Genomic DNA, 23,695 nt, shown 5'->3' with positions numbered 1-23,695 from the left:
TCAACTCCCTTGAAGGCGGCGGGCATTCGGGGATACCCGCATATGACTGACGGGTACGCCCGGCCATCGTGCACAGGGCGGTGCACCGCCTTCAAGCGGCAATCGGGCCGCGCAGCAGACTTCCCGCGCCCGGCACGACCGGTGGCAGATTCAGCTCGGTGAGGATCCGGTACGCCGTCGCGGTGGCCGCCGTCAGGACGGGCAGTCCCGCGGCGTCCTCCACCGCCTGGACCGAGGTCAGCGACGGCATCTGCACACACGCGGAGAGGACGAGCGCGTCGGCGCGGCCCAGGTCGAGGCGCTTCCAGTGCTCGCGCAGAGCGGCGGGATCCAGACGGGCGACGGCCAGATTGTCCGGCACCTCCAGGCTGAGAGCGTCCACCACCTCGACGCCCGCGTCCTCGATGTAGTCGACCACCAGCCGGGTCAGCGGCTTCATGTACGGAGTGACGATCGCGACCCGGGACGCGCCGAGCGCCTTGATCCCGTCGAGCAGCGCGCCGGCGCTGGAGATCACCGGCGCCGACGCGCCCTCGGACCGCAGCGCGGCGGAGATCTCGCCCTCCGCCACGCAGTGGTGGCCAGGCCCCTGCGCCATGATCGCGACGAGACAGGCGGTGGCGACCACGTCGGGCCTGGCGTCGGCGAGTTCGAGCGCCGCGCGCTCGGTCTGCGCGTTCATCGCCTTCAGCTGCTCGGGCGTCACATGCTTCATCCGCATCCGGCTGCTGTGGAAGACGAACCGGTCCTGCGGGGCCACGGACTCGCGCTCGCGCAGCATGCGCGGCAGCTCCGTCTCCATCGTCAGGTTCGAGCTGGGCACGATCATGCCGATGTGGTGGTCGGTCGCGGTCGTCGCCTGCACTGCCACGGGTTCCTCCGGTGTCTCCCGTACGCCGATGCGTACGGCTATGAGTCCTCGGCAAGCCCCTCCCAGTGATCGGCGAGGGACGTGAGGAGTTGCATGACCTCTTCGCGCCGCTCGTCGCCGAACGGCTCCAGGAGCCGCTGGTCGAGTTCGCGGGCACGACGGTTGGATTCGCGGAGGATGCGTTCGCCCTCCTCGGTCAGATAGAGCAGCTTGCGGCGGCCGTCGTCGGTGGCCGTCTTGCGCAGGATCAGCCCCCGGTTCTCCAGGCGCCGTGCCACGTCCGCCATCGTCGACGTGTCCAGGGCCACCGCCGACGCCATGGACCGCTGGTCGTGTCCCGGCGAGGCGTCCACGGCCGTGAGCACCGCGAACTGCGGGCCGGTCAGCGTCGGGTCGACCGCACGGATCCAGACCGCGAGATACGCCTGGTACAGGCGCCGGACCTGGTAGCCGGGCGCGGCCGTGAGGGCGGCGGGCGGCCCGGGCTGCGTGTGCGTTGATGTGGAGGATTCGTCAGCCATGGGGCCCACTTAAGCACGGGGGTTGATCGCTCCGGTCGGTCAGGTCAGCATCGGGCGCAAGGCCTCGCGGAGGGCGGCGACGGCCGCCGGCGGGTTGTCCCAGAACAGCATGTGGCCCGCGTCGGGGATCTCGGAGAGTACGGCCGACGGGAGCAGTCGCGCCGCCTCGCCGGCGCCCGCCGCCGTGACGACGGGGCTGTCCGCGCCGTACAGCAGCGCCGTCGGGCCGGGCACGGAGGGCCACCAGTCGAAGAAGTCCTCGGTCTCGAAGCCGCGGTGCGTCGCCGCGATCGCCTCCTCGTCGCAGCCGGCCAGCCAGCGGGCCCGCAGCTCCTGCTCCCTGCGGGGCCAGCGCGGCCACGACAGGGCCACCTCGTCGGCATCCGTGCCGCGCCGCGCCTGGGCGAGCTGGTCGAGGAAGGCCCCCAGGGGCGTCGGATAGGGTCCGCGTCCGGGCCCGCTCATCGGCGGGTCGCCGAGCACCGTGCCGCGCAGCGCCACCTTGCCGCGGACCGCGGTGACCGCGGCGATCCGCGCGCCCATGGAGTGCCCGAACAGCACGGGACGTTCGAGACCGAGCCCGGTCACGACGGCTTCGGCGTCCTCGGCGTACTCCTCCAGGGTGTAGGAGCCGCCGCCGTCGGAGAGTCCTCGGCCGCGCACATCGAGGACCAACGGCCTTACGAGATCGGTCAGTTCACGCGCCACGAAGTCCATCGTGACGGCCGGGCTCGTGATGCCGGGCAGGATCAGGAGCGGGGTGCCGGAGCCGCCGTAGTCGAGGACGTGCAGCCGGGTGGTCCCCGAGCGGACCCAGCGTCCGGTGGCGGGAAGGCCGGCGAGGTCGGCGAGCGCCGACTGCGGCAGACAGCGGTCGTGCGGGGTGGTCATGCGGGGGTCCTCCCGGTAAGGGCGGTGAGGTAGTCGGTGGCTTCCTTGAGGTCGATGACGTCCCCGTACTTGGCCTGGATGTCGAAGAGGCTCGCCTCGTGCGGTCCGTCGGCGCGGTCGCCCACGCATTCACGCGGTACGAGGACGGAGAACCCGCTCTGCACGGCGTCGACTGCCGTAGCCCGCACACAGCCGCTGGTCGTCGCCCCGCACACAAGGAGCGTGTCGCAGCCGAGCCCGGTGAGCAGGGCGGCGAGCGAGGTGCCGAAGAACGCCGAAGCGCCCTTCTTCACCACCATCAAGTCTTCTTCCTCGTACGGCAGTCGGGGATCGAGCGCGACTTCTTCGCTGCCCTCGACCAGCGACCGCATGCCCTGCGCCTTGTGCAGCCAGGTGACCGCGTCGCCCGCGGCCTCGGCGGGCGTATAGGCGATCGCGGTGAAGATCACGGGCACCCCGGCCGGACGGCCGCTCCCGATCAGCTCCCCGACCGCACCCACCACGTCGGTCAGATCCGCACCCGAGGGGAACGCATCCTCGGTGAAGCCGCGCGTGAGGTCGACGACGAGGATCGCGGGGCGGCCGCCGCGGCGTACGGGAGCGCCGAATCCGGCCCGTTCGTAGGTACGTTCCGTCTCCTGGCCGTAGTTCACGAGCTCCTCCTCGGTGCGCGCAGGGCCCGCAGCTCCCGTGCCTGCGCGCCGAGCCGGCCCAGGAGCCAGCCCTCGAAGACGCCGAAGACGAAGGCTCCGGCGACGAGGCCGTACTTGGCGGCGGCGGGGCCGATGAGCATGGACAGGCCGTCGAGTTCGGAGTCCGCGGGCACCGCGGGGCGGCTGGCGTCGGGAGCGACGGAGGGCAGGGGTACGGCGGCCGGTGAACGGTCCTGGTCGAGCAGACTGCCCAGGTTCTGGGCGAACTGCTGCAGGATCCGGTCGGACACCGTGGCGATCGCGCCCTTCCCGAACTGGGCGATCTTGCCCCGGATCACCAGATCCGTGGAGAGCTGGAGCAGCGCGCCCTCGGCGGCCGCGAGCACCTCGAGGGCGACCTCGGCCTCCGCGTCACCGCTCCCGTGGGTGTCGGCCCCGCGCGCCTGGACCCGCAGCCGCCGTCCCGTCGGGTCGACCTCCAGGAAGCGGACCGTGCCCGCGTACGCGGCGCTGACCGGGCCGACCTTGATCTTCACGGAGCCCCGCCAGGTGTCCCCGTCGCGTCCGTCGAGCGCGGCGCCCGGCATGCACGAGGCGACCCGCTCGACGTCGTTCATCAGGGTGAAGACCTCGTCGGGTGAGGCCTTCACCGGAACCGAGTTGGTGAGCTGCATCAGGACTCCTTGGGTCCGCGGGTACAGCGCCGGGCGACGGCGCACCCGTCGATCGCCTCGACGATGGTCTGGTAGCCGGTGCACCGGCAGAGGTTGGCGGCGACGACCTCGCGTATCTCGTCCTTGGTCGCCTCGGGGCGCTCGGCGAGGAAACCCTCGGCGAGCATCAGGAAGCCCGGGGTGCAGAAGCCGCACTGGAGACCGTGGTGTTCGCTGAACGACCTTTGCAGATCGCTCAGTTCACCGCGGTCCGAGAGCGATTCGACGGTACGGATCCGGGCGCCGTCGGCCTGCGCCGCGAATATCAGGCACGCCCGTGCGGGCCGGTCGTCCACCAGGACCGTGCACGCGCCGCAGATGCCGTGCTCGCAGCCGACATGGGTGCCGGTGAGCCGCAGGTCGTGGCGGATCACGTCGACGAGGGTGCGCCGGGGTTCGGTGATCACCTCGTGCTGTTCGCCGTTGACGTCGAGAGTCAGGAGGAGCGCGTCGGTGGTGTTGCCGGTGTCGGTGGTGATGTCGGTCATCGGGAGAGCTCCAGGTTCAGGGCGCGGTGTACCGTCTCCGGGGTGATGGGGGTGTGGTCGAGCTCCACGCCGGTGGGGCGCAGGGCGTCGTTGACGGCGTTGAGCACGGCGGCCGGCGCCCCGATGGTGCCGCCCTCGCCCGCGCCCTTCGCGCCCGTTTCGGTGAACGCGCACGGTGTTTCGAGGTGGTGGATGAGCACGTCGGGGATCTCGTGCGCGGTGGGCACCTTGTAGTCCATGAAGCTGGTCGCCGACGGCTCGCCCTGCGCGTCGTACGTCACCTGCTCGAAGAGCGCGCCCGCGATGCCCTGCGCGATGCCGCCCCTGCACTGCCCCTCCACCACCTGGGGGTTGATGGCGACACCGCAGTCCTCGACGCAGACGTAACGCAGGATCTCCACCTGCCCGGTGCCTTCGTGGAGTTCGACGACGACGCCGTGGGTGGCGTTGGAGAAGGTGCCGTCGCCCAGGACGTCGAAGGTGGCGGTCGCCGAGAGCCCCGGCTCGATGTCCTTGGGCAGCAACTGCGCCTGGAGGTAGGCGACATCGGCGATCTCCTCGTACGTGAGGACCCTGCCGTCGCGGTGCCTTGCGCGCCCGGCGGCGAGCTCCACCGCCTCCGGGTCGGTCTCCCACCGCGCCGCCGCGATCCGGCGCAGCTTGTCGCCGAGCTTCGCCGCGGCGACCCGCACCGCGCTGCCGCCAATGGTGATGGAGCGGCTCGCGAAGGTCCCGAAGCCGTAGGTGACACGGTCCGTGTCGCCCTGATGGAGCCTCACCTTACGGATGTCCAGGCCGAGTTCATCGGCGACGATCTGGGCCATGGTCGTCTCGTGGCTCTGCCCGTGGCTCATGGTGCCGGAGGTGACGGTCACCGCGCCGGTGGTGTCCATCCGCACCTCGGAGATGTCGAAGCCGGGGACGACCCGCATCTTGCGCTGCGCGAAGGCCGCGGAGCCATAGCCGGTGCGCTCGCTGAAGCAGGAGTAGCCGATGCCGATGTGGCGGCCTTCCGCCGCTGCCGCGGACCGCTTCTCGTACCAGCCCTCGTCCTTGACGAGCCGCTCGCACAGATTCAGCGACTCCAGATAGGAGCCCGGGTCGTACGTGATGTTGTTGACGCCCGTGTACGGGAACTCGGTGATGACGTTGCGGCGCCTGATCTCGACCGCGTCCAGGCCCAGTTCACGTGCGGCCCGCTCGAAGAGCCGCTCCATCACCATCACGTACTGCGGCCGGCTCACCCCCCGATAGGGCGCGGTGGGCGCCTTGTTGGTGGCGACCGCGCGGCCGCGCACCCGGTAGGCGGGCACCTTGTAGACGCCGGGCATCTCCGCGGAGGCCATCAGCGGCTCGATGCCCGCCGTGAACGGATAGCAGGAGTACGCGCCCATGTCGCACACCACATCGGCGTCGAGCCCGAGGATCCTGCCCTCCGCGTCGAAGGCCGCGCGTACGTCGTAGTGCTGTTCGCGGGCGAGGAACGACGCGGACAGGGCGTCCTTGCGGTCCTCGATCCACTTCACCGGCCTGCGCAGCCGCAGCGCCGCCGCCGCGGCGGCGATCTCCTCGCGCCCGACGACGCACTTCTGGCCGAAGCCGCCGCCCATGTCGGGCACGACGACCCGGACCGCGCCCTCGTCGAGACGCAGGCATCCCGCGGCCACCGTCCGCACCAGGTGCGGGACTTGGGTGCAGGTCTGGACGACGAGCTGTTCCTCGCGGTCGTCCCAGTGGGCGACGGCGCCCCGTGTCTCCAGCGGCAGTGCGTTCTGCCGTCCGGTCCGCGACTCGACGCGGACGACGTGGGCTGCGGTGTCGAAGATCCCGTCGATGCCGTCCGTGGCGAAGAGCGAGACGTCCACCAGGGTGTTGCGCGCCGCCTCGTCATGGACCAGGGGAGCACCGGCCGCCAGGGCCTGCGCCTCGGAGGTGACAGGCGGAAGTACGGCATAGGCGACCTTGGCCGCTTCCAGGCCGTCCTCGGCGGCGTACGCGTCACGCGCCACCACGATCGCGACGGGTTCCCCGACATAGCGCACCCGGTCACGGGCCAGCACCGGCATCGCGGTCGGCACGAACTCGGTGAGCGGGCGCCCCAGTTGGGCGGTGATGTCGGTCAGGTCCAGGTCGTCGGCCGTGAACGCCGCGACCACGCCCGGCACTTCACGCACCGCCGTCAGATCCACCGATGTGATCTCGCCGTGCGCGACCGTGCTGCGGACGAACTGCGCGTGCAGCATGCCCGGGAGCGCGATGTCGTCGACGAAGCGTCCGCGCCCGGTGAGCAGCCGCGGGTCCTCGCGCCGTGCGACGGACCGGCCGACCAATTGTCCTTGTTCCACTGGCTCGTTCATCGGGACATCGCCTCCTCGCAGGCGCGCTGGACCAGCGTGCGGACGAGCTGTTTGCGGTAGTGGGTGCTGCCGGACGCGTCCGCCGGGGGATCGACGGCCGCGGCCGCCGCGGCGGCGCACTCGGTGAAGGAGCCGCCGCCCGCGAGGACGGCCTCCGCCTGCGGGACCCGCGTCACCGCGGCCGCGACGCCGCCGAGCGCCACCCGCCCGCCGCGCACCGTGCCGCCCTCGACGTCGAGGTCCACGGCGGCGGAGACCAGGGCGAAGTCCCCCTGCCGCTCGGCGAATTCGGTGAGCGCGGCATGCGGCGCCGGGCGCGGGAAGACGAGCTCGACGAGAATCTCGTCGAAGTCGAGCGCGGTCGTGTAGTAGCCGAGGAAGAAGTCCCCTGCCGCGATCCTGCGCTCGCCGCGCGGCCCGCGGACCACGAACTCGGCGTCGAGCGCCAGCGCGAGCAGGCACCACTCCGCGGTGGCGTCGGCGTGCGCGATGCTGCCGCCGACGGTGCCGCGCGTGCGGATCGGCAGATGCCCTATCCACCGCATGGCGTCGCGAAGGACCCCGAAGCCCGCCCCGAGCCGCCCCGCCGGGTCGCGCTCCACCGTGTGATGGGTGGTGAGTGCCCCGATGCGCAGCCCGCCCCCGGCATCCATGTGCAGCCGGTCGAGCTCCCGCAGGCCGCCTATGTCGACCAGGTGCCGGGGCCGGGCGAGCCGGAAGTTCATCATCGCGACCAGGCTCTGGCCGCCGGCCACGACCTTGGCGTCGTCACCCAGCTCGGCGAGCAGCCGGGTCGCACCGTCCAGGTCGCGGGCCCGGTGGTAGGCGAAGGGGGCGGGCTTCATGGTCCTCCTGTCGTACGTACGGTGCGTGCGGGCGCCGGTCAGAGCGCCGCTTGCTCGGTGACCGGCAGCGGCGGCGCGGTCGCCGGGGGCTCCTCCTCGCCGTCCAGGACCCGCCCGTTGGTCTCCGGTGCCGCCACCGCCATCCAGCCGACGGCGACCAGGACGGCCCGCCGAGCACGGCGAACGTCAGCGGAAGACCGAGCACCGGCCACATCAGCGAGCCGAAGATGAGCGGCGCGAACCCGGTGAGCACCCGGCTGACCGAGGACGCCCAGCCGAAGCCGCTGGCCCGCAGCGGAGTGGGGTAGAGCTCGGAGACGTACGCGTACAGGGCGGGAATGGCGAGCTGCGCGAGGAAGCCGAAGACGGCGATCGCCACGACCGAGCCGGTCGGCATGTCCCGCACCAGGGCGAACACCACCAGGGCGGCCGATGCGACCGGAGCCGAAACACCGATCAGCCACTTGCGGCCGACGATGTCGACCAGAGCGGTGGAGACCAGGACGCCGACGATGCCGACACCGCTCATCAAGGTCGTGCTCATGAACGCAGCGGTGTCCCCCTGGCCCTCCTCCTTCAGGATCGAGGGCATCCAGCTCAGCGCCGCGTAGTAGACGAGCATGATCGTGGCGAAGAGCAGCCAGGCGGCGGAGGTGATGCGCGGGCTGAAGCTCCAGATGCGGCGCAGCTGATCGGCCGCGGCGGCCACTGCGCGCGGGCCGTCGTCCGGCACCGGCTCGGGGATGACGTAGGGCTCCACGGAGGCGCCCGTCCGTGCCACCAGATCGTCGATGACCTTCCGGGCCTCGGCCTCGCGCCCCTTCTTCGTCAGATAGATCGGCGACTCGGGGATGCCGCGCCGGGCCCAGAAAAGCAGCAGCGCGGGCAGCACCATCGTCGCCAGCATCCACCGCCAGTTGCCGTCGAGGCCCAGCATCGCCGTGGAGACGAGACCGCACAGGGTCACGCCCACCGGCCACCACGCGTCGAGCGCGGTGAGCACCCGGCCCCGGTACTTGCGCGGCGAGAACTCACCCACCAGGGCGTAGTCCACGGGGATGCAGCCGCCGAGCCCGACACCCGCGAGGAACCGCAGCGCGAGGAAGACCGGATACGTCGGCGCGAGCGCCCCGAGCACCGAGAACAGCGCGAAGATCAGCAGCGTGACGCTGAACGCCTTCTTGCGCCCGATCCGGTCGGCGACCGCGCCCCAGGCGACGGCGCCCACGGCCATCCCCACCAGGTTCGCGGTGGCGATGAGCCCGCGCTCGCTGAGCGAGAGGTCGAAGTGCTTGCCGAGGAGCGGCATGAGGAAGCCGTTCAAGGCGATGTCATACGCGTCGAAGAGGTAGCCGAGGCCGCCGATGATGAAGATCTTTCCCTGGACGTTCCATCTCCAGGGCAGTTCCTGAACGATCTGATCGCCTGTTTTCACGTTCGCTCCAAGAGGGTTCAGCGCGTGAACTGGTAGGAGAACGCGCCAAGATCGGGGTCGTTGAGCGGACTGCCGCCCCACAGCCAGTCGTACGAGAGGTCGGACTCGCCGTCGAAGTCGCGCCGGAGCTTCTCGTCCCTGGCGCGCTGCTCGGGACCGTCGGGGAAGTGGTAGAAGGTCTTGTTCTGCAGCGAGGCGTCCTGGACCATCCCGGCGTGCTTGGCGCGCCGGTCGACATAGCGCCGCAGCGCCCCGTCGATCCCGCCCGCCGTGACCGCGCCCAGTTCCTCGGCGAGCACGGCGGCGTCCTCCATGGCCTGGGACGCGCCCTGCGCCTGGTAGGGGAGCATCGCGTGGCAGGCGTCGCCGAGCAGCGCCACCCGGCCGTCGAGCCATACCGGGTCGCGGCGCCGGTGGTAGAGCGCGAAGCAGGAGACGTCCTCCTTCGCCTTGGACAGCATCGCGGGGACCCGGTCGTCCCAGCCGGGGAAGGCGTCCACCAGGTCCTGCGCGGTGGCCGCGACGGACCACTTCTCGGCGACCTCGTCGGTGCAGGGCACACAGGCCACGATGTTGAGGAACTCGCCGCCGCGGATCATGTAGTGGACCAGATGCCGGTCGGGTCCGTACCAGATGGTGGACTGGTAGCGGTCGACCAGCCAGCGCGTCGCCGGGTCGGCGGAGATCAACTCGCCCGGTATCAGGGCGCGGTAGGCCATCTCTCCGGAGAACTGCAGGGTGTCGGGGGCGTCCATGAGGTCGCGCACCGCCGAGCGGATGCCGTCGGCGCCGATGACGAGGTCGGCGGCGAACCGCCGCCCGTCGTCGGTGACGGCCACCGGGCGCTCGGGGTCCGTGCGGTCGAGCTCGGCGACCTTGCTGGCGGTGTGCAGCGCGACGACCGGTCCCGGGCCCGCAGGGTCGACGCAGGCGTCCATCAGGACGCGGTGCAGATCGGCCCGGTGGTAGTGCCAGTACGGCGCGTTGAACTGGTCCTTGCAGCGCTGCCCGAGCGAGGTCAGGCCGATGACACTGCCGTCCTTCCAGCGCCGCCGCACCTGGTCCAGCGGCTCGGTGTGGATGGCCTCCAGCTGTCGCCGCAGACCGAGGCCGAGCAGGATCCTGCTGGCGTTCGGCGCGGTCTGGATGCCCGCGCCGACCTCGCCGAGCTGCGCCGCCTGCTCCAGCACGGTGACGCGAAGGCCGCGCTGCCGCAGCGCGAGGGCTGCGGTCAGGCCACCGAGGCCGCCTCCGACGACGGTGACTTCAAACGACTGGCTGGACGCCACACTTCCTCCATCTTCCGTGTACGTACGTGCAGTTGGCGCGCGGGTTCAGCGCTCGGTGAGCCGGCCGCCCGTGACGACCTCGGTGTCGTCGACCGCGACCGTGCAGCCGCGCATGGCGATGTCGAGGTGCGCGTACGACTCACGCCCGAGGACCGGGTGGGGCCCGGTGGACCAGAGGAAGTTCCCCGCGAAGGCGCGGGCGTCCATGCCCATCAGGTCGTCCTTGCCGTACATCGCGGTGGCGAACCAGTCGGCGGTGCGCATCAGGCCCCAGCCCATGTGGGAGAGGCTGCGCGCCCACTGGTCGTCGGCGTCGTCGAAGAACGTGGAGAGCAGCTCGGCCTCGGCGCCGCCCGACACCTTCTCGATCTGCCCGCCGGCGATCTGCAGGGTCACCGGCTGCCGCACGTACTCCTTGAAGGGCAGCAGGATGTCGCCCTCGGCGAGCACGATCTGCCCGTCGGAGATCTCCGGCCAGCACAGCACCATCGTGCTCGGCCAGTGGTCCCAGCGGCCCGGGTCGTCGGCGAAGCCGCACTGGAACTCGGGCTTGGAACCGGCGAGTTGAACGGTCAGGTCGGTGCCCCCGTCCGAGGTGACGCGCATGACGGAGGACTGCTTGAGCAGCCGGACGCCTTCGAGCACCTCGTCCTTGTCCGCCTCCTTGGGGAGGTTGCGGATGAGGACGTCGGGTGCGTCGCAGACGAAGATGATGCGGGTGCCCGCGCGCAGGATCTCCTGCTGGACCGGCGCGTGGATGAAGCCCTCGCGGGTGAGGTCGACGACCAGGTCGGCGGATTTCAGCAGGTCCTGCGCGGTGGAGTCGTTGAGCACGGAGACCAGGCCGGGGCCCGCGCCGGTGTGGGTGCTCGGCATCGGCGCGGGGCTGCCGCCGGGCACGGTCGCGGCGATGACATGGGCGCCGCAGGCCTTCGCGGCGCCGAACGCCGCCGCCACGTAGTCGCCGCGGCTGCCCGGCTCGGAGAGCACGACGACGTGCTCCCCCTCGCTCAGCTTGCACAGGCGCAGTTCACGGGTGAAGGCGTCGAGCAGATCGACGGACGAAAGATCGAACACGGGGGATCCCTTCTTTCGGGCTGCCGTGGGCATGCGGGCATACGGGCATGCGGGCGGCACGACTCCGGACACATCGTGCGAGGGGAATGGGGGCTATGAGGGCAGCGCAGGCAGGCCTGACTGGCCCGCCGTACAGGGTCTGAACTGCGGATACGAGGCGGTGGGTGACCGCCCGACTGAGATAATCCGAACACGTACGATCTGCCTTGGCAAGGGGTCGCGCACGGAGTTAACACGGGTGTTTCTCGCTGCTTCCGACGCTGCGAAGGGGGTTCCTAGCCGCGTGTGGATATGAAAGTGTCCTGCGAAATATCCGGGGGCATGCGTCGACCCGCTGGTCAACAGCGCTGTCTCGGCCTCGATCTGGGGTGAAGAAGTGTTGCGTAACGAGACGCGAGGCCATGACCTCGCCTCACTGCGGCGGCTCAACACGACGGTCGTGCTGCGTGCCCTGCACCGCCGCAGCCCGCAGACGCTCGCCGAACTCGCCACCGGCACCGGGCTCTCCCGGCCCACCGTCGAGTCGGCCCTCGAAGAGCTGGCCGCGCACGGCTGGGCGGGGGAGGCCGAGCGCGACGAGGGCGAGCGCGCGCCGGGGCGGCCCGCGCGGCGGTTCCGGTTCCGTGTGGAGGCGGGCAGGGTCGTGGGCGCCGACATCGGGCTGCACAAGATGGTGCTGCTCCTCGCCGATCTCGGCGGTACGGTCCTCGCCGCGCACCACGAGGACATCGACCCGGAGCTGGGCGGAGCCGCGCGGCTCGACCTTCTCCGCAGGGGACTTGAGGCCTTTCTGGACGCGCACTCGGTACGTCGTGACACCGTCCTCGCCCGCTGTGTGGGCGTACCCGGCGTCGTCGACTCCGGCGGCACCATCACTTCCTACGTCATCCCCGAGTGGTCCGGCGTCGGCCTCGGCCGGCTGCTCACCGACGGGCAGTCGGGGGAGCCGGGGGAGCCGGGGCACACGATCGTCGAGAACGACGTGAACCTCGCGGTGCTCGCCGAGCGCTGGCAGGGCGCGGCCACCCTCGCCGGTGACGTCGTCTGCGTCCTGACCGGGCACCGTGTCGCGTGCAGCCTCACCATCGACGGGCGGCTGCACCGCGGGCGGCGCGGCGGCGCGGGTGAACTGGGGCTTCTGCCGCTGCTCGGCATGAACACCGCGCAGGACGCGCTCAGTTGGAAGGGCGCCCGGCGCACCGGCGAGTCCGAGGTGGCGGCGCTCGGCCGTGCCGCCGACACCGGGGACCCGCGCGCCCTCGCCGCCGTCGCGGACTTCGCCGACCGCATCTCGCCGGGCATCGCGGCCCTCGCGCTCGCCGTCGACCCGGAGCTGATCGTGCTCACCGGCGGCGCGACCCCGCTCGGCGGCCATCTCGTACCGCTCATCGAGGACCGCCTTCGCCCGCTGACCCTGCACGTCCCGCGCATCGCCCTGAGCACGCTCGGCGGTCAGGGCGTGGCGATCGGCGCCGTACGCAAGGCACTTGACCAGGTCGAAGCCGGTCTCCTCAGGGGTCCGGCGGCATAGGCCACCCGTGGCAGAAACCGAAGCGGAGGCGCGCATGCGCAGGAGAACTCTGCTGTACGGAGCGATGGCGGCACCGCTGCTCGCCGCCTGCTCCGGCCAGAGCGAGAGCACGGAGACCGGCGGCGGCCGCACCACCCTCTCGTACGGGGTGTGGGACGTGGCCCAGGTGCCGGGACTGCAGAAGGTCATCGACGCCTTCGAGAAGCGGAACCCGCGGATATCCGTGCGCATGGAGCTCACGCCCTGGTCGAGCTACTGGACCACCCTGAAGACCGCGATGCGCGGCGGTACGGCCCCCGATGTGTTCTGGATGAACGCGGTCAACTTCCAGCTGTACGCCTCCAACGGCGTCCTGGAGCCGCTCAGCGGGCACATCAAGAGCGATGCCACGCCCGTGGACCGCCACCCCGAGTCGCTGGTGAAGCTCTACTCCTACCAGGGCACCCAGTACGGCCTTCCCAAGGACTTCGACACGATCGGCCTCTGGTACAACAAGGCGCTTTTTGACAAGGCGGGCATCAAGTACCCGGACGCGACATGGACTTGGGACGACGTGCGCGACGCGGCCGCCGAACTCACCAACCCTCGCGAGCGGGTGCACGGAATCGCCGCCGAAATGGACCGCCAGTGCCAGCTCTACCCGGCCATTCACGGCGCGGGCGGCTACGTCCTCAAGGGCGGGAAGTCCGGCTTCGGCGACGAGCGTTCCATCGAGGGTCTTCGCTACTGGACCGACATGATCGACCGCGGCTGGTCCCCGCCGCAGAGCGCGATGGTCGAGTCCAAGGGTCGCAACCGCTACTGGTCGGAGAAGGCCGCCATGGTCTACGACCTGTCCGCGATGTCCGGGCAGATGTACGCCGTACCCGCGCTCAAGGACCACGGCGGCATCGCCGTCCTGCCCAAGGGCCGCGAGCGGGCCACGATCATCCACGGCCTGGCCAACGTGATCTCCGCCAAGAGTGAGAAGAAGGCGGCCGCCTGGAAGTTCGTGCACTTCATGGCGGGCCGCGAGGCCGCCGAGATCCAGGCGTCGGCGGGCGTCACGATCTCCTCGTACGCCGGGACGCAGGACGCCTGGCTCAAGTCGATGCCCGAGTTCGACCTCAAGCACTTCATAGAGATGCAGGAGTACGCGGTGCCGTACCCGAGCTCGAAGAACACCGCGGTGTGGGAGAACCTCCAGTACCCGCTCCTCGGCGCCGCGTTCAGCGGCAAGGGCGGCATCGAAAGCGCCGCCCGCACGCTCGGCAAACAGATGGACCGGGCCCTGAAGGAGGAGCGCGCATGATGAGCGTCCTGCCCTCCACGGCGGCCGCGAAGGCGGCGAGCCGCCGGGGGACGGCCACCGGCACGGCCCCCAAGTCCCGTGGCCAGCGCGCCGCTTACCTCTTCATCGCGCCGCTCGGCATCGGCTTCGCCGTCTTCTACTTCTGGCCGCTGCTCCAGACCTTCTACTTCAGCTTCACCGAGTTCGGCGCGTTCGGCGGCAACACCTGGACCGGCGCCGACAACTACGTACGCGTCCTCAAGGACGTCACCGTCTGGCAGGCGCTCGGCAACACGCTGATCTACTGCCTCATCGGGCTCCTCGCGCTGCCGCTCGCGATCGTCGTCGCCGCACTCCTCAACCGGCGCGGTCTGCGCGGCGTCGCGGTCTACCGCGCCCTGTACTTCATCCCGTTCGTGACGCTGCCCGTGGCCGTCGGACTCGTCTGGAACTGGCTCTACAACGGCGACTACGGACTCATCAACGAGGTCATCGAGTGGTTCGGCGCGGACCGCCGCTACTGGGTCTCCGACCCATCGACCGCCGTGTACGCGATCGGCACCGTGATGGTCTGGTCGACCACCGGCTACTACTTGATCATCTTCATGGCGGGGATCAAGAACATCCCGCAGGACTACTACGAGGCCGCCGAGTTGGACGGCGCGGGCCCACTGCGCCGCTTCTTCACCATCACGCTGCCGCTGCTCAGCCCGACGATCTTCTTCGCGTCCATCGTCTGCATGATCAACTCGCTGCAGACCTTCGACCTGATCTACATCATGATGGCCGAAAAGAACCCGGCGATCGGCGGCACCCAGTCCGTGGTGAGCCTCTTCTACCAATGGGCCTTCGTCGAGAACGCCCAGGGCGCGGCCGCCGCGCTCGCCTTCCTGCTCATGCTGATCATCGCGGCGCTGACGCTGGTGCAGTTCAGGCTGCAGAAGAGGTGGGTGCACTATGCGTGAGTCCTCGCCCCGTCGGCGTATCAAGGCCGGACGCTTCAACGCCGGACGCTTCAAGGCCGGACGCTTCAACGCCGGTTCGGTCGCCACACACGCGGCGCTGTCGCTCGGCGCGGTCGTGATGGTCTTCCCGTTCCTGTGGCAGCTCCTGACCTCGGCCAAGTCCCTCGCCGAGACGGCAAAGGTGCCCCCGACCTTCCTGCCCGACACCTGGAGCTGGTCGAGCTATGAAGAGGTGTTCACGGCGCTCCCGTTCAGGGAGATGCTGGTCAACAGCCTGCTCAACACCGTGGGCCGGACCGTCGGCCAGCTGGTGTTCTGCTCCCTCGCCGCGTACGCCTTCGCACGGATGCAGTTCAAGGGGCGCAACGTACTGTTCGCGCTCTTCCTCTCCGTCCTCATGGTGCCGAGCTCGCTGCTCGTCCTTCCGCAGTACGACATCATCCAGCGGCTCGGCCTGCTCAACTCCGCGCCCGCGCTCTTCCTGCCCGGCATGTTCAGTGCGTTCGGCACGTTCATGCTCCGGCAGTTCTTCCTCACGCTGCCCAAGGAGCTGGAGGAGGCCGCACGCATCGACGGCGCGGGCTCGTTCCGTATCTTCTGGTCGGTCATGCTGCCGCTGGTGCGTCCCGCGCTCGCCGCGCTGGCCGTCATCACCGCCATGTGGTCGTGGAACGACCTCCTTTGGCCGCTGATCGTCAACACCGACCCGGAGAAGATGCCGATCAGTGCCGGACTGACCTCCCTTGAGGGGCAGTTCGAGACCAACTTCCCCGTGATGATGGCGGGTTCGCTCATCGCGAGCCTGCCCATGCTGCTCGTCTACGTCTTCCTGCAGCGGCACTTCGTGCAGAGCGTCGCGCTCTCCGGCTCCAAGAGCTGACTCCCCCCTTCCGGACATCAGGAAAGGCAACTCCCTTGATGCGACCGCTTCATATCGGCCTGCTCGGCGCGGGCGGCATCGCGCGCGCCCATCTGCCCGGCTGGCTGGAACTGGGTGCGCGCGTCAGCGTGTACACCGTCGACGGATCGGCCCAGAAGCTCGCCGCCGAATTCGAGGGGCGCACAGGGCGCAAGGGGCACGCGGTCACCGCCGTGCCGAGCCTCGACGCGCTGCTCGACGACTGCACCGCCGTCGACATCTGCACCCCCACCCCCACCCACAAGGAACTCGCCCTCGCCGCCGTCGCCGCGGGCCGGCACGTCGTCTGCGAGAAGCCCCTTGCCCTGACCGCGCGGGACGCCGAGGAGATCGCGACGGCCGCCGAAGCGGCGGGCGTCCACCTGCACCCCGCCCATGTCGTGCGCTATTTCCCGGCGTACGCGGCAATGCAACAGGCAGTGCAGCGCGGCGAGTTGGGTGCTCTCGCGGTACTGCGGTTTACGCGGGGCGGGGCGCGTCCGCAGTGGGCGCCCTGGTTCGGCGACCCGGCGAAGTCCGGTGGCGTGATCATGGACCTGATGGTGCACGACATCGACATCGCCCGCTGGATCGCGGGCGACGTGGTCCGGGTGCACGCGCAGACGCGCGGTGTCGAGCACGCCACCGGACTTTGTGGGGTCGCCGAGGTCGTCTCCGCGACCGCCGTCCTCACCCACGCCTCCGGCGCCGTCAGCCATGTCACCGGCCTGTGGGGGCTCGCTGACCAGCGGTTCCGTACGACGTTCCGGATCGCGGGCGCCGATGGACTGCTGCGACACGACTCGACGTCCGTGCCCGGCTACCGCATCACCGCACAGGGAGTGCGCGCGGCCAACGAGGGCATCCCTTCCAGCCCCATGACGGAGAGCCCCTACCTGACGGAGCTGCGGGAGTTCGCGGCGTCATGGGTGGAGGGCGGTGCCGCGCCACGGGTGAGCGCGCGGGACGGCATCGAGGCGGTGCGCATCGCCGAGGCGGCGGTGGAGTCGAGTCGTACGGGCCGCGCGGTGGAGATCCGGACGAACACCAAGGCCAAAGGTGCCGTAGATGCCATAGAGGTCGTAGAGGCCATTCAGGAGGTAACGCGATGAAGGTCGCCGTGCTGTCGTTCGCCCATGTCCACGCGCGCGGCTATCTGCGGCTGCTCGCCCGGATGCCGGGAGTCGAGGTCATCGGCAGCGACCCGGACACCGGGTCGGCCGCGCCGGGCGAGGTGCGGGGGCGTGCCTTCGCCGACGAGCTGGGGGTCGCGTACGCCGACTCGTACGAGGAAGCCTTCGCCTGGGCACCGGACGCGGTGATCGTCTGCTCGGAGAACGCCCGCCACCGTCCGCTGGTCGAACTCGCGGCGTCGCACGGCGTGCACGTCCTGTGCGAGAAGCCGCTCGCCACGACGGTCGCCGACGGCGAGGCGATGCTCGCCGCGTGCCGGGCGGCCGGCGTACGGCTGGCGGTCGCCTTCCCGGTCCGCTTCAGCCCCGCGTACGCGGCGGTGAAGGCGGCGGTCGCCTCGGGCGACGCGGGCCGGGTCCTCACCGTGTCGGGCGCGAACAACGGCGCGATGCCCACCCGCGCGAGGCGCTGGTTCGCCGACCCCGAACTCGCGGGCGGCGGCGCGCTGATGGACCACACGGTCCACATCGCCGACCTCCTGGACGACCTGTTCGGCGACGCGCGCCCCCTCGACGTGTACGCACAGACCAACAACCGCCTCTACGAGGGCGAGGTCGACGCCGAGACCAGCGGTCTCGTCACCGTGACCTACGACAACGGCGCGGTCGCCACGATCGACTGCAGCTGGTCCCACCCGCGTTCCCACCACTCCTGGGGCGGGCTCGAACTCACCGTCGTCGGCGAACGCGCGACGCTGGAGATGGACGCCTTCGACCAGTCGGTGCACGGCTACAGCGAACGCCGACGCCAGGGCCTGGAACTGCCGTTCGGAGCCGACCTGGACGAGCGGATGCTGCGGGCGTTCCTGTACGGACCGCAGGACTCCGGCATGGATGTGGCCGACGGGGAGGGGGGCCTGCGGACGCTGAAGATCGTGGAGGCGGGTTATGCGTCGGCCAGGACGGGGGGTCCGGTGGCGGTTGGCTGACGGGGCCGGCCGGTGATTTCGGAGGAGGGCCCCAGCCGAGGGCGCCCCCGCCGGTGGATCCGGCCGTGACGCGGACGCGGGCCGGTGCGTGAAGGCCCCACCTCGCGCGCCGGCCCGCTCTGCAAGCAGACGCCGTTCGCGTCGCCCGGGTTGCTCAGCCGCCGAAGAGTTGGGTCCAGTACGTGCCCGCCGAACCGCCGCCCGCGAAGCCGACGCCGAGGTGGGTGAAGGAGGGCTTGAGGATGTTGGCCCGGTGGCCGGGACTGTTCATCCAGCCGTCCACCACCTCGGCCGGACTGCGCTGCCCGCAGGCGATGTTCTCGCCTATCGCGCGGTGCGCGCTGCCCGCGGCGGACGCACGGTGCCAGGGTTCGCCGCCGTCCGGCGACGTGTGCGAGTAGAAGGCGCGCGCGACCATGTCCGTGCTGTGCCCCTGCGCGGCCACGGTGAGGAGAGGGTCGGGGGACAGGGCCCGCAGACCGGCCGCCGTCCGCTCGGCATTGGTGAGCCGCAGCACGGCGGAAGCCCAGTCGGCCAGGCCCCGCGGAGTGAGCGGGGTGGCCCACAGCGCCGTCCAGAAGACGTCCCCGGAGCGGCCGTCGACGCACTGGGCCACACCCACTTGCGCGTACGCCCGGTCCAGGACCGTACGCCGCGACTGCTCGCCCGAGAGGCAGTACTCCACGAATTCGGCGGGTGTCCGCGGCCCGGAGACCAGGTGCTCGCCGATGGTCAGATACGCGTACCCGCCCGCGACGACCCGCTGGTAGAGGGACGAACCGTCCGCGTTCTCCGAACTGAGCGCCGACCGCGCCGCCATACCGGCGGCGTGCGTGCTCGCGGCCGCCGTCAGCCGCGCGTCGAGCACGACCGGCGGCGCCCCGGCCTTCCCGCGCGCGGCGTTCACCAGGGGGAGGAATCCGTCCAGGCCGGGAGGCGTGGCGAGGCCGGGCGCCGCTGAGGGGAGTGGCGGAGACGGTGCGTGAGGCGCGGGTGCCGACGGCGGGCGCGGTGGAGGCTGCGGTGCGGGCGGAGCTGGCGCCGGCGGCGCATCGTCCTCCGTCACATCCACCCCGAAGTCCCGCGCCACCCCCGCGAGCCCGTCCGCGTACCCCTGACCGAGCGCACGCAGCTTCCAGACGGGACCCCGGCGGTAGATCTCCGCGAGCAGCAGCACGGTCTCGCGGCCGGGGCGCGGCGGGGTGAAGCGGGCGACGAGCTGCCCGCCGGGACCGTGCACCTGCAGTGCGATGCCGGGCAGCCGCTCCAGGGGAGTGCCCGGATCGGCGGGGCTGACGGCCACGGTGACACGGCTGGCACCGGCGCGCAGGCGCCGCCCGTCGACGGTCACCGTGTTGCCCTGGAGGCGGGCGCCGGACGTCGCGGGTTGGTTGTAGAAGACGAAGTCGCCGTCGCCCGCGACCTTCCCGCTGTCGCCGGTGACGATCACGGACAGGTCGAAGGGACCGGGCACACGCAGGGTGACCGCGCCCTCGGGCAGCGGCACATTGCCGCCGGGAACCAGCTCGTTCATGCAGTGACAACGGCAGGCCGGTGCCGCGAGGTTCCCGGCCACCCCGTGGAGGGAGGCACGTCACGCAGGGCTACCACTGGGGTCTGAGACCGGTTGAGACCGGAGTCGGATCCGCGGCGCACGGGACGGGTATTAGCGTGGGGGCCACGGGAAAGCACAATTCACCGACAGGATCCGAGGTGCCCGGCCGATGGCAAGCCGCAGCGAGAGCCGTACCCAGCTCGTCGAGTCACTCATGGAGCGGTTCCCGCAGGTGCCCAGAGAGGCGGTGATCAAGGAAGACCTGCTCAGAGGCGGCATCGCCTTCGACGAATCGGCGCTCAGCGACAATGAGGACGGCGACGTCAAGCCGAAGTCGTACTTCATCTTCTCCTTCGACCACGGCACGCTTCCCGAGCTCGGCGCCGCGGCCCTGCGCCGCCCGCCCGAGGAGATCGTCCTCACCGGCGGTCCCTACGAACTGCGCCGCACGGTCGTCTCGGTTCGCGTGAACCCGTCCTCGCCGTACCGCGTGGCGGCCGACGACGACGGCGTCCTCGGCCTCTATCTGGACGGCGTGCGCATCTCGGACGTGGGCCTGCCCCCGATGCCGGACTACTACCGGCACACGTTGGAGAACGGCAAGTCGGTCATGGAGGTGGCACCCACCATCCAGTGGGGCTACCTCATCTATCTGACGGTCTTCCGCGTCTGCCAGTACTTCGGCGCCAAGGAGGAGTGCCAGTACTGCGACATCAACCACAACTGGCGCCAGCACAAGGCGGCGGGCCGCCCCTACACAGGCGTGAAGCCCGTCGACGAGGTCCTCGAAGCGCTCGCCATCATCGACAAGTACGACACGAACAAGTCCTCCACCGCCTACACGCTGACCGGCGGCGCCGTCACCTCGAAGGTCGGCGGCAAGGACGAGGCCGACTTCTACGGTCAGTACGCGAAGGCCATCGAGGAGCGCTTCCCCGGCCGCTGGATCGGCAAGGTCGTGGCACAGGCGCTCCCCAAGGCGGACGTACAGCGCTTCCACGACTACGGCGTGCGGATCTACCACCCCAACTACGAGGTGTGGGACCCGTATCTGTTCGAGCGGTACTGCCCCGGCAAGGAGCGCTATGTCGGCCGTGACGAGTGGCACCGCCGCATCCTGGACTCCGCGGAGGTCTTCGGCCCGCGCAATGTGATCCCGAACTTCGTGGCGGGCGTGGAGATGGCCGAGCCGTTCGGCTTCAAGACGGTGGGCGAGGCCATCGACTCCACCGTCGAGGGACTCCAGTACTTCATGTCGCGCGGCATCACCCCGCGCTTCACCACCTGGTGCCCGGAGCCGACGACGCCGCTGGGCAAGGCCAACCCGCAGGGCGCGCCGCTGGAGTACCACGTCCGCCTGCTCGAGGCGTACCGCGCGACGATGGAGGCCAACGGCCTGACGTCGCCGCCCGGTTACGGCCCGGCGGGCCCGGGGAACGCGGTGTTCTCCGTCTCCTCGTTCATGGACAGCCTGCCCGCCGAGGAGGCGGCACCCGAGAAGGTCTAAGGGACTGCCCCCGAGAAGGGTCTAGGGGGTAGCCAGCGCCGAAAGCAGCCGTTCGGCCTCCGCCGTCACCGAGGTGAGGGCGGAGGCGGGGTCGGGCGAGCGGGCCAGGAGCATGCCCGCCTCGCACAGCGCGCCGAACATCATCTGGCAGCGCACGTCCAGATCCCCGTCGCCGAAGTGCCCCGCGGCCGCCGCGGCACGCATCCCGTCGGTCAACACCCGCAGCGTATGGGCGTATTCGATTTCGCGGACGGTCTCCCAGCCCAGGACCGCCGGCGCGTCGAGCAGCACGATCCGCCGGAATCCGGGGTCGAGGCAGTGCTCGAGGAAACGGCGGCAGCCGCGCCGCAGCGCGGACCAGGCGTCGGGTTCCTCGGCCGCGGCGCGCTCCAACTCCGCCGTGATCTCCTCCTGTTCGCGGACGAACACGGAGTGGAACAGGGCCGCCTTGCCGCGGAAGTGGTGGTAGGCCGCGCCCTTGGTGACCCCGGCCTCGGCCGCCACCGCGACGATCGAGGTCGTCGCGTACCCGTCCCGGCCGAAGAGCCGCTGCGCCGCGGTGATGAGCTGCGCGGTGGTCGCGTCGGAGCGTTCCGCCTGGGTGCGGCGGGTAGTTGGGCGCGAGGACGGGGTGGTCACGGTCGGCTCCTTGACGGACATACTCAGGGTACGTAGGTTCCGCACCAGTTGCATACCTTCGGTAGGGAAGCGAGTTGAGCATGACAAAGCCGCTCTTCGCAATCTACGGAGCCTATGGCCACACGGGACGTCTGGTGGCGTCCGAACTCCTGGCCAGAGGCGAGCAGTTGCTCCTGGCCGGCCGTGACGCCGAGGCGCTGCGCGCGCTGGCCGACGAACTCGACGCGGGCGATCGTGTGCGGACCCGCACCGCCACCGTCGACGACGCCCCGGCACTGCGCGAGGTGATGACGGCAGCCGACGTGGTGATCCACTGCGCGGGCCCGTTCGCCGTCACCGGAGCATCGGTCGCGGCGGCGGCCGCCGAGGCCGGCTGCCACTACATCGACCACGCCCTCGAACCCCACCACGTGAAGGGCGTCTTCGACACCGAGCAGGCCACGGCAGAGCGCACCGGCGCCGTCATGATCCCCGGCCTCAGCTTCTACGGCGGTCTAGGCGACCTCCTGGCCGGGGCGGTGGCGGACGGTATCGCGGGCATCGACCGTGTCGTCATCGCGTACGCCGTGCACGGCTGGCGGCTGACCACCGGCGCCAAGAACACCGCGAGCCACCTCTTCGCCGAGACCGAACGCCTCACCTTCAGCGACGGCGCGCTGCACGCGGGTTACGTCGAGCCCCGCAGCGCCGTCTTCCCCTTCCCGCCGCCGCTCGGCCCGCGCACGATGATCGCGCCGTTCCCGTCGAGCGAGGTCGTGACGGTGCCCCGCCATGTCCCCGTACGCAACGTCGACCTGATGCTGAGCAACAGCGCCTTCGAGGCACCGGAAGCCTTCGAGAGCGAGCACATCGGGGCGGCGGAACGGGCGGGCACCGACTTCACCATCGCTGTCCAGGCGATCGGGGAAGGCGGGGAAGGCGGAGGAGGCGGCGCGGCAGGGCAGTTGACGGGCCACGATCTGTGGCGGGCCGGGGCGCTCGCCTCGGTGGAGGCGGCGGTGCGGATCGCCGAGGGCAGGGGGCCGACGAAGACCGGGGTCCTTGCACCCGGTGAGGCGTTCCGGGCGGAGCCCTTCCTGCGAGACCTCGAACGCCTCGGCGCGTTCACCCTCACGCTCGCCGACGTGACGGACAAGGGACGGTGACCGCCATGAGCGGGGCGGATGTACCCATCCTGGTCACCGGGGCGGCGGGCGGCCAACAGGGCTCCACGGGCCGGCACGTCGTACGCCTGCTGCGCGAGCGCGGCCATGCCGTACGCGCCTTCGTCCGCACCGACGACGAACGTGCCGCCGGACTGCGGGAGTTGGGGGCGGAGGTGGTGGTCGGCGATCTGCGCGAGATCACCGACGTCCTCTCGGCGGTGCGTGGGGTACGCCGTGCCTTCTTCACCTATCCCGTCACCGACGGCCTGCTCGAGGCGACGGGTGCCTTCGCGGCCGCGGCGCGGCAGGAGGGGCTCGAACGGGTCGTCGAGGTCTCCCAGTTGGCGGCCGCGCCGGACGCGGGGACGCCGAGGATGCGGCAGCACTGGGTCGCCGAGGAGGTCTTCGACTGGGCGGGTGTCGGGGCGGTGCACCTCCGTGCCGGGGTCTTCTTCGAGAACCTGGACTTCCTGGTGCGGGCCGGCGGCGGACGTGAGCTGGCGATGCCGCTGGGCGCGCCCGACACCGTGCTTCCGCTGATCGCGGGGGAGGACGTGGCGCGGGTGGGCGCCGGGCTCCTGGCGGATCCGCTGCCGGAGGTCTCTTCGGCTGTGGTGCTGCTTACCGGGCAGGTGCTTTCGGTGGGGGAGGTGGTGGAGACGTTCGGCGGGGGCCTGAAGTACGTCGACTCCTCGCCGGAGGAGTGGCGGGAGCGGGCGATGTCTCTGTACGGGGACGCGCATGTGGTGGCGCACCTGGACAAGCTGTGGGAGCTGTTCCGGTTGATAGGGGCGCACCACGAGCTGTACCGGGTGACGGAGGCGATCGAGGGGTACGGGGGGCTGTCGCCGGGGACGTTGCGGGAGTTTGTGCGGGCGCGGAGGGACTGAGGTCTGCCTCCGGCGGTTCTTTCTCAAACGCCG

21 protein-coding genes and 1 pseudogene are annotated in these 23,695 nt (G+C 70.7%); 9 read left to right on the top strand and 13 right to left on the bottom strand.

Annotated features, from left to right (window positions below):
• Window positions 1-91 precede the first annotated feature (91 nt).
• The 11 genes and pseudogenes from AB0G47_RS26420 to AB0G47_RS26370 form a co-directional block, all read right to left on the bottom strand.
• On the bottom strand, window positions 92-829 hold the full coding sequence (locus AB0G47_RS26420) for an Asp/Glu racemase (protein WP_360775119.1): 738 nt from the start codon (window positions 827-829) through the stop codon (window positions 92-94).
• 80 nt (window positions 830-909) lie between these two features.
• Entirely contained in the window at window positions 910-1,392 is a 483-nt protein-coding gene (locus AB0G47_RS26415; protein ID WP_360774633.1) for a MarR family winged helix-turn-helix transcriptional regulator, read from the bottom strand.
• A gap of 39 nt (window positions 1,393-1,431) precedes the next feature.
• On the bottom strand, window positions 1,432-2,283 hold the full coding sequence (locus AB0G47_RS26410) for an alpha/beta hydrolase (RefSeq protein ID WP_360774630.1): 852 nt from the start codon (window positions 2,281-2,283) through the stop codon (window positions 1,432-1,434).
• Window positions 2,280-2,936 carry an isochorismatase family protein gene (locus AB0G47_RS26405; protein ID WP_360774629.1) on the bottom strand — a complete coding sequence of 219 codons (657 nt, stop codon included), beginning with the start codon at window positions 2,934-2,936 and terminating at the stop codon, window positions 2,280-2,282. The genes AB0G47_RS26410 and AB0G47_RS26405 overlap by 4 nt, the downstream gene beginning before the upstream one ends.
• The gene (locus AB0G47_RS26400; RefSeq protein WP_360774626.1) at window positions 2,933-3,610 is read right to left on the bottom strand and encodes an SRPBCC family protein; all 678 of its coding nucleotides are present in this window, start codon (window positions 3,608-3,610) and stop codon (window positions 2,933-2,935) included. The genes AB0G47_RS26405 and AB0G47_RS26400 overlap by 4 nt, the downstream gene beginning before the upstream one ends.
• The gene (locus AB0G47_RS26395) at window positions 3,610-4,137 is read right to left on the bottom strand and encodes a (2Fe-2S)-binding protein (RefSeq protein WP_360774623.1); all 528 of its coding nucleotides are present in this window, start codon (window positions 4,135-4,137) and stop codon (window positions 3,610-3,612) included. The genes AB0G47_RS26400 and AB0G47_RS26395 overlap by 1 nt, the downstream gene beginning before the upstream one ends.
• On the bottom strand, window positions 4,134-6,494 hold the full coding sequence (locus AB0G47_RS26390; RefSeq protein ID WP_360774619.1) for a xanthine dehydrogenase family protein molybdopterin-binding subunit: 2,361 nt from the start codon (window positions 6,492-6,494) through the stop codon (window positions 4,134-4,136). Before AB0G47_RS26390 ends, AB0G47_RS26395 begins: the two co-directional genes overlap by 4 nt.
• Window positions 6,491-7,339: an FAD binding domain-containing protein gene (locus AB0G47_RS26385; RefSeq protein ID WP_360774617.1), complete on the bottom strand. Its 849-nt coding sequence runs from the start codon at window positions 7,337-7,339 to the stop codon at window positions 6,491-6,493. The genes AB0G47_RS26390 and AB0G47_RS26385 overlap by 4 nt, the downstream gene beginning before the upstream one ends.
• 38 nt (window positions 7,340-7,377) lie before the next feature.
• Window positions 7,378-8,774: pseudogene (locus AB0G47_RS26380) on the bottom strand (MFS transporter).
• A gap of 17 nt (window positions 8,775-8,791) precedes the next feature.
• Window positions 8,792-10,063 carry an FAD-dependent monooxygenase gene (locus AB0G47_RS26375; RefSeq protein ID WP_360774614.1) on the bottom strand — a complete coding sequence of 424 codons (1,272 nt, stop codon included), beginning with the start codon at window positions 10,061-10,063 and terminating at the stop codon, window positions 8,792-8,794.
• A 45-nt stretch (window positions 10,064-10,108) separates the two neighbouring features.
• Window positions 10,109-11,140, bottom strand: coding sequence for a hypothetical protein (locus tag AB0G47_RS26370; protein ID WP_360774612.1), 1,032 nt, complete (start codon window positions 11,138-11,140; stop codon window positions 10,109-10,111).
• Window positions 11,141-11,519: 379 nt separating this feature from the next.
• On the opposite strand from AB0G47_RS26370, the gene AB0G47_RS26365 reads away from it, so the two are divergent.
• The 6 genes from AB0G47_RS26365 to AB0G47_RS26340 are packed head-to-tail and all read left to right on the top strand — an operon-like array spanning window position 11,520 to window position 17,926.
• Window positions 11,520-12,671 (top strand): ROK family protein, encoded by a 1,152-nt coding sequence (locus tag AB0G47_RS26365; RefSeq protein WP_360774609.1) that lies wholly within the window; start codon window positions 11,520-11,522, stop codon window positions 12,669-12,671.
• 34 nt (window positions 12,672-12,705) lie between these two features.
• A complete protein-coding gene (locus tag AB0G47_RS26360; RefSeq protein ID WP_360774606.1) occupies window positions 12,706-13,962 on the top strand; it encodes a sugar ABC transporter substrate-binding protein in 1,257 nt (418 codons plus the stop codon).
• A complete protein-coding gene (locus AB0G47_RS26355; protein ID WP_360774603.1) occupies window positions 13,959-14,906 on the top strand; it encodes a sugar ABC transporter permease in 948 nt (315 codons plus the stop codon). Before AB0G47_RS26360 ends, AB0G47_RS26355 begins: the two co-directional genes overlap by 4 nt.
• Window positions 14,899-15,786 carry a carbohydrate ABC transporter permease gene (locus AB0G47_RS26350; RefSeq protein WP_360774600.1) on the top strand — a complete coding sequence of 296 codons (888 nt, stop codon included), beginning with the start codon at window positions 14,899-14,901 and terminating at the stop codon, window positions 15,784-15,786. The genes AB0G47_RS26355 and AB0G47_RS26350 overlap by 8 nt, the downstream gene beginning before the upstream one ends.
• 38 nt (window positions 15,787-15,824) lie before the next feature.
• A complete protein-coding gene (locus AB0G47_RS26345) occupies window positions 15,825-16,916 on the top strand; it encodes a Gfo/Idh/MocA family oxidoreductase (RefSeq protein WP_360774597.1) in 1,092 nt (363 codons plus the stop codon).
• Complete coding sequence (locus AB0G47_RS26340) at window positions 16,913-17,926, top strand: Gfo/Idh/MocA family oxidoreductase (protein WP_360774594.1); 1,014 nt, start codon at window positions 16,913-16,915, stop codon at window positions 17,924-17,926. Before AB0G47_RS26345 ends, AB0G47_RS26340 begins: the two co-directional genes overlap by 4 nt.
• A 154-nt stretch (window positions 17,927-18,080) precedes the next feature.
• On the opposite strand, the gene AB0G47_RS26335 is transcribed toward AB0G47_RS26340, so the two are convergent.
• Window positions 18,081-19,460, bottom strand: a complete 1,380-nt coding sequence (locus AB0G47_RS26335) for a CAP domain-containing protein (RefSeq protein WP_360774592.1) — start codon at window positions 19,458-19,460, stop codon at window positions 18,081-18,083.
• A 190-nt stretch (window positions 19,461-19,650) separates the two neighbouring features.
• Between AB0G47_RS26335 and AB0G47_RS26330 the strand changes: the two genes are divergently transcribed.
• A complete protein-coding gene (locus AB0G47_RS26330; protein WP_360774590.1) occupies window positions 19,651-20,988 on the top strand; it encodes a radical SAM protein in 1,338 nt (445 codons plus the stop codon).
• A gap of 21 nt (window positions 20,989-21,009) precedes the next feature.
• Here the strand turns inward: AB0G47_RS26330 and AB0G47_RS26325 are convergent, their stop codons facing one another.
• A complete protein-coding gene (locus AB0G47_RS26325; protein ID WP_360774588.1) occupies window positions 21,010-21,627 on the bottom strand; it encodes a TetR/AcrR family transcriptional regulator in 618 nt (205 codons plus the stop codon).
• A gap of 80 nt (window positions 21,628-21,707) precedes the next feature.
• On the opposite strand from AB0G47_RS26325, the gene AB0G47_RS26320 reads away from it, so the two are divergent.
• Both AB0G47_RS26320 and AB0G47_RS26315 read left to right on the top strand, forming a co-directional pair.
• Window positions 21,708-22,772: a saccharopine dehydrogenase NADP-binding domain-containing protein gene (locus AB0G47_RS26320; protein WP_360774586.1), complete on the top strand. Its 1,065-nt coding sequence runs from the start codon at window positions 21,708-21,710 to the stop codon at window positions 22,770-22,772.
• 5 nt (window positions 22,773-22,777) lie between these two features.
• Window positions 22,778-23,662, top strand: coding sequence for an NAD(P)H-binding protein (locus AB0G47_RS26315; RefSeq protein ID WP_360774583.1), 885 nt, complete (start codon window positions 22,778-22,780; stop codon window positions 23,660-23,662).
• The last annotated feature ends 33 nt before the right edge of the window (window positions 23,663-23,695 follow it).

Origin of the sequence: Streptomyces sp. NPDC021622, from assembly GCF_040640795.1 — a bacterium.
Taxonomy (GTDB): Bacteria; Actinomycetota; Actinomycetes; order Streptomycetales; family Streptomycetaceae; genus Streptomyces.
The sequence above is the reverse complement of the archived record's forward strand: the minus strand, read 5'-3'. Positions and strand labels throughout refer to the sequence as shown.

Bases quoted from the DNA above. Each gene is read 5' to 3' on its own strand.
- AB0G47_RS26420 (WP_360775119.1), bottom strand. From the start codon at position 829: ATGATCGTGCCCAGCTCGAACCTGACGATGGAGACGGAGCTGCCGCGC.
- AB0G47_RS26415 (WP_360774633.1), bottom strand. From the start codon at position 1,392: ATGGCTGACGAATCCTCCACATCAACGCACACGCAGCCCGGGCCGCCC.
- AB0G47_RS26410 (WP_360774630.1), bottom strand. From the start codon at position 2,283: ATGACCACCCCGCACGACCGCTGTCTGCCGCAGTCGGCGCTCGCCGAC.
- AB0G47_RS26400 (WP_360774626.1), bottom strand. From the start codon at position 3,610: ATGCAGCTCACCAACTCGGTTCCGGTGAAGGCCTCACCCGACGAGGTC.
- AB0G47_RS26395 (WP_360774623.1), bottom strand. From the start codon at position 4,137: ATGACCGACATCACCACCGACACCGGCAACACCACCGACGCGCTCCTC.
- AB0G47_RS26390 (WP_360774619.1), bottom strand. From the start codon at position 6,494: ATGAACGAGCCAGTGGAACAAGGACAATTGGTCGGCCGGTCCGTCGCA.
- AB0G47_RS26385 (WP_360774617.1), bottom strand. From the start codon at position 7,339: ATGAAGCCCGCCCCCTTCGCCTACCACCGGGCCCGCGACCTGGACGGT.
- AB0G47_RS26360 (WP_360774606.1), top strand. From the start codon at position 12,706: ATGCGCAGGAGAACTCTGCTGTACGGAGCGATGGCGGCACCGCTGCTC.
- AB0G47_RS26355 (WP_360774603.1), top strand. From the start codon at position 13,959: ATGATGAGCGTCCTGCCCTCCACGGCGGCCGCGAAGGCGGCGAGCCGC.
- AB0G47_RS26350 (WP_360774600.1), top strand. From the start codon at position 14,899: ATGCGTGAGTCCTCGCCCCGTCGGCGTATCAAGGCCGGACGCTTCAAC.
- AB0G47_RS26345 (WP_360774597.1), top strand. From the start codon at position 15,825: ATGCGACCGCTTCATATCGGCCTGCTCGGCGCGGGCGGCATCGCGCGC.
- AB0G47_RS26340 (WP_360774594.1), top strand. From the start codon at position 16,913: ATGAAGGTCGCCGTGCTGTCGTTCGCCCATGTCCACGCGCGCGGCTAT.
- AB0G47_RS26335 (WP_360774592.1), bottom strand. From the start codon at position 19,460: ATGAACGAGCTGGTTCCCGGCGGCAATGTGCCGCTGCCCGAGGGCGCG.
- AB0G47_RS26330 (WP_360774590.1), top strand. From the start codon at position 19,651: ATGGCAAGCCGCAGCGAGAGCCGTACCCAGCTCGTCGAGTCACTCATG.
- AB0G47_RS26320 (WP_360774586.1), top strand. From the start codon at position 21,708: ATGACAAAGCCGCTCTTCGCAATCTACGGAGCCTATGGCCACACGGGA.
- AB0G47_RS26315 (WP_360774583.1), top strand. From the start codon at position 22,778: ATGAGCGGGGCGGATGTACCCATCCTGGTCACCGGGGCGGCGGGCGGC.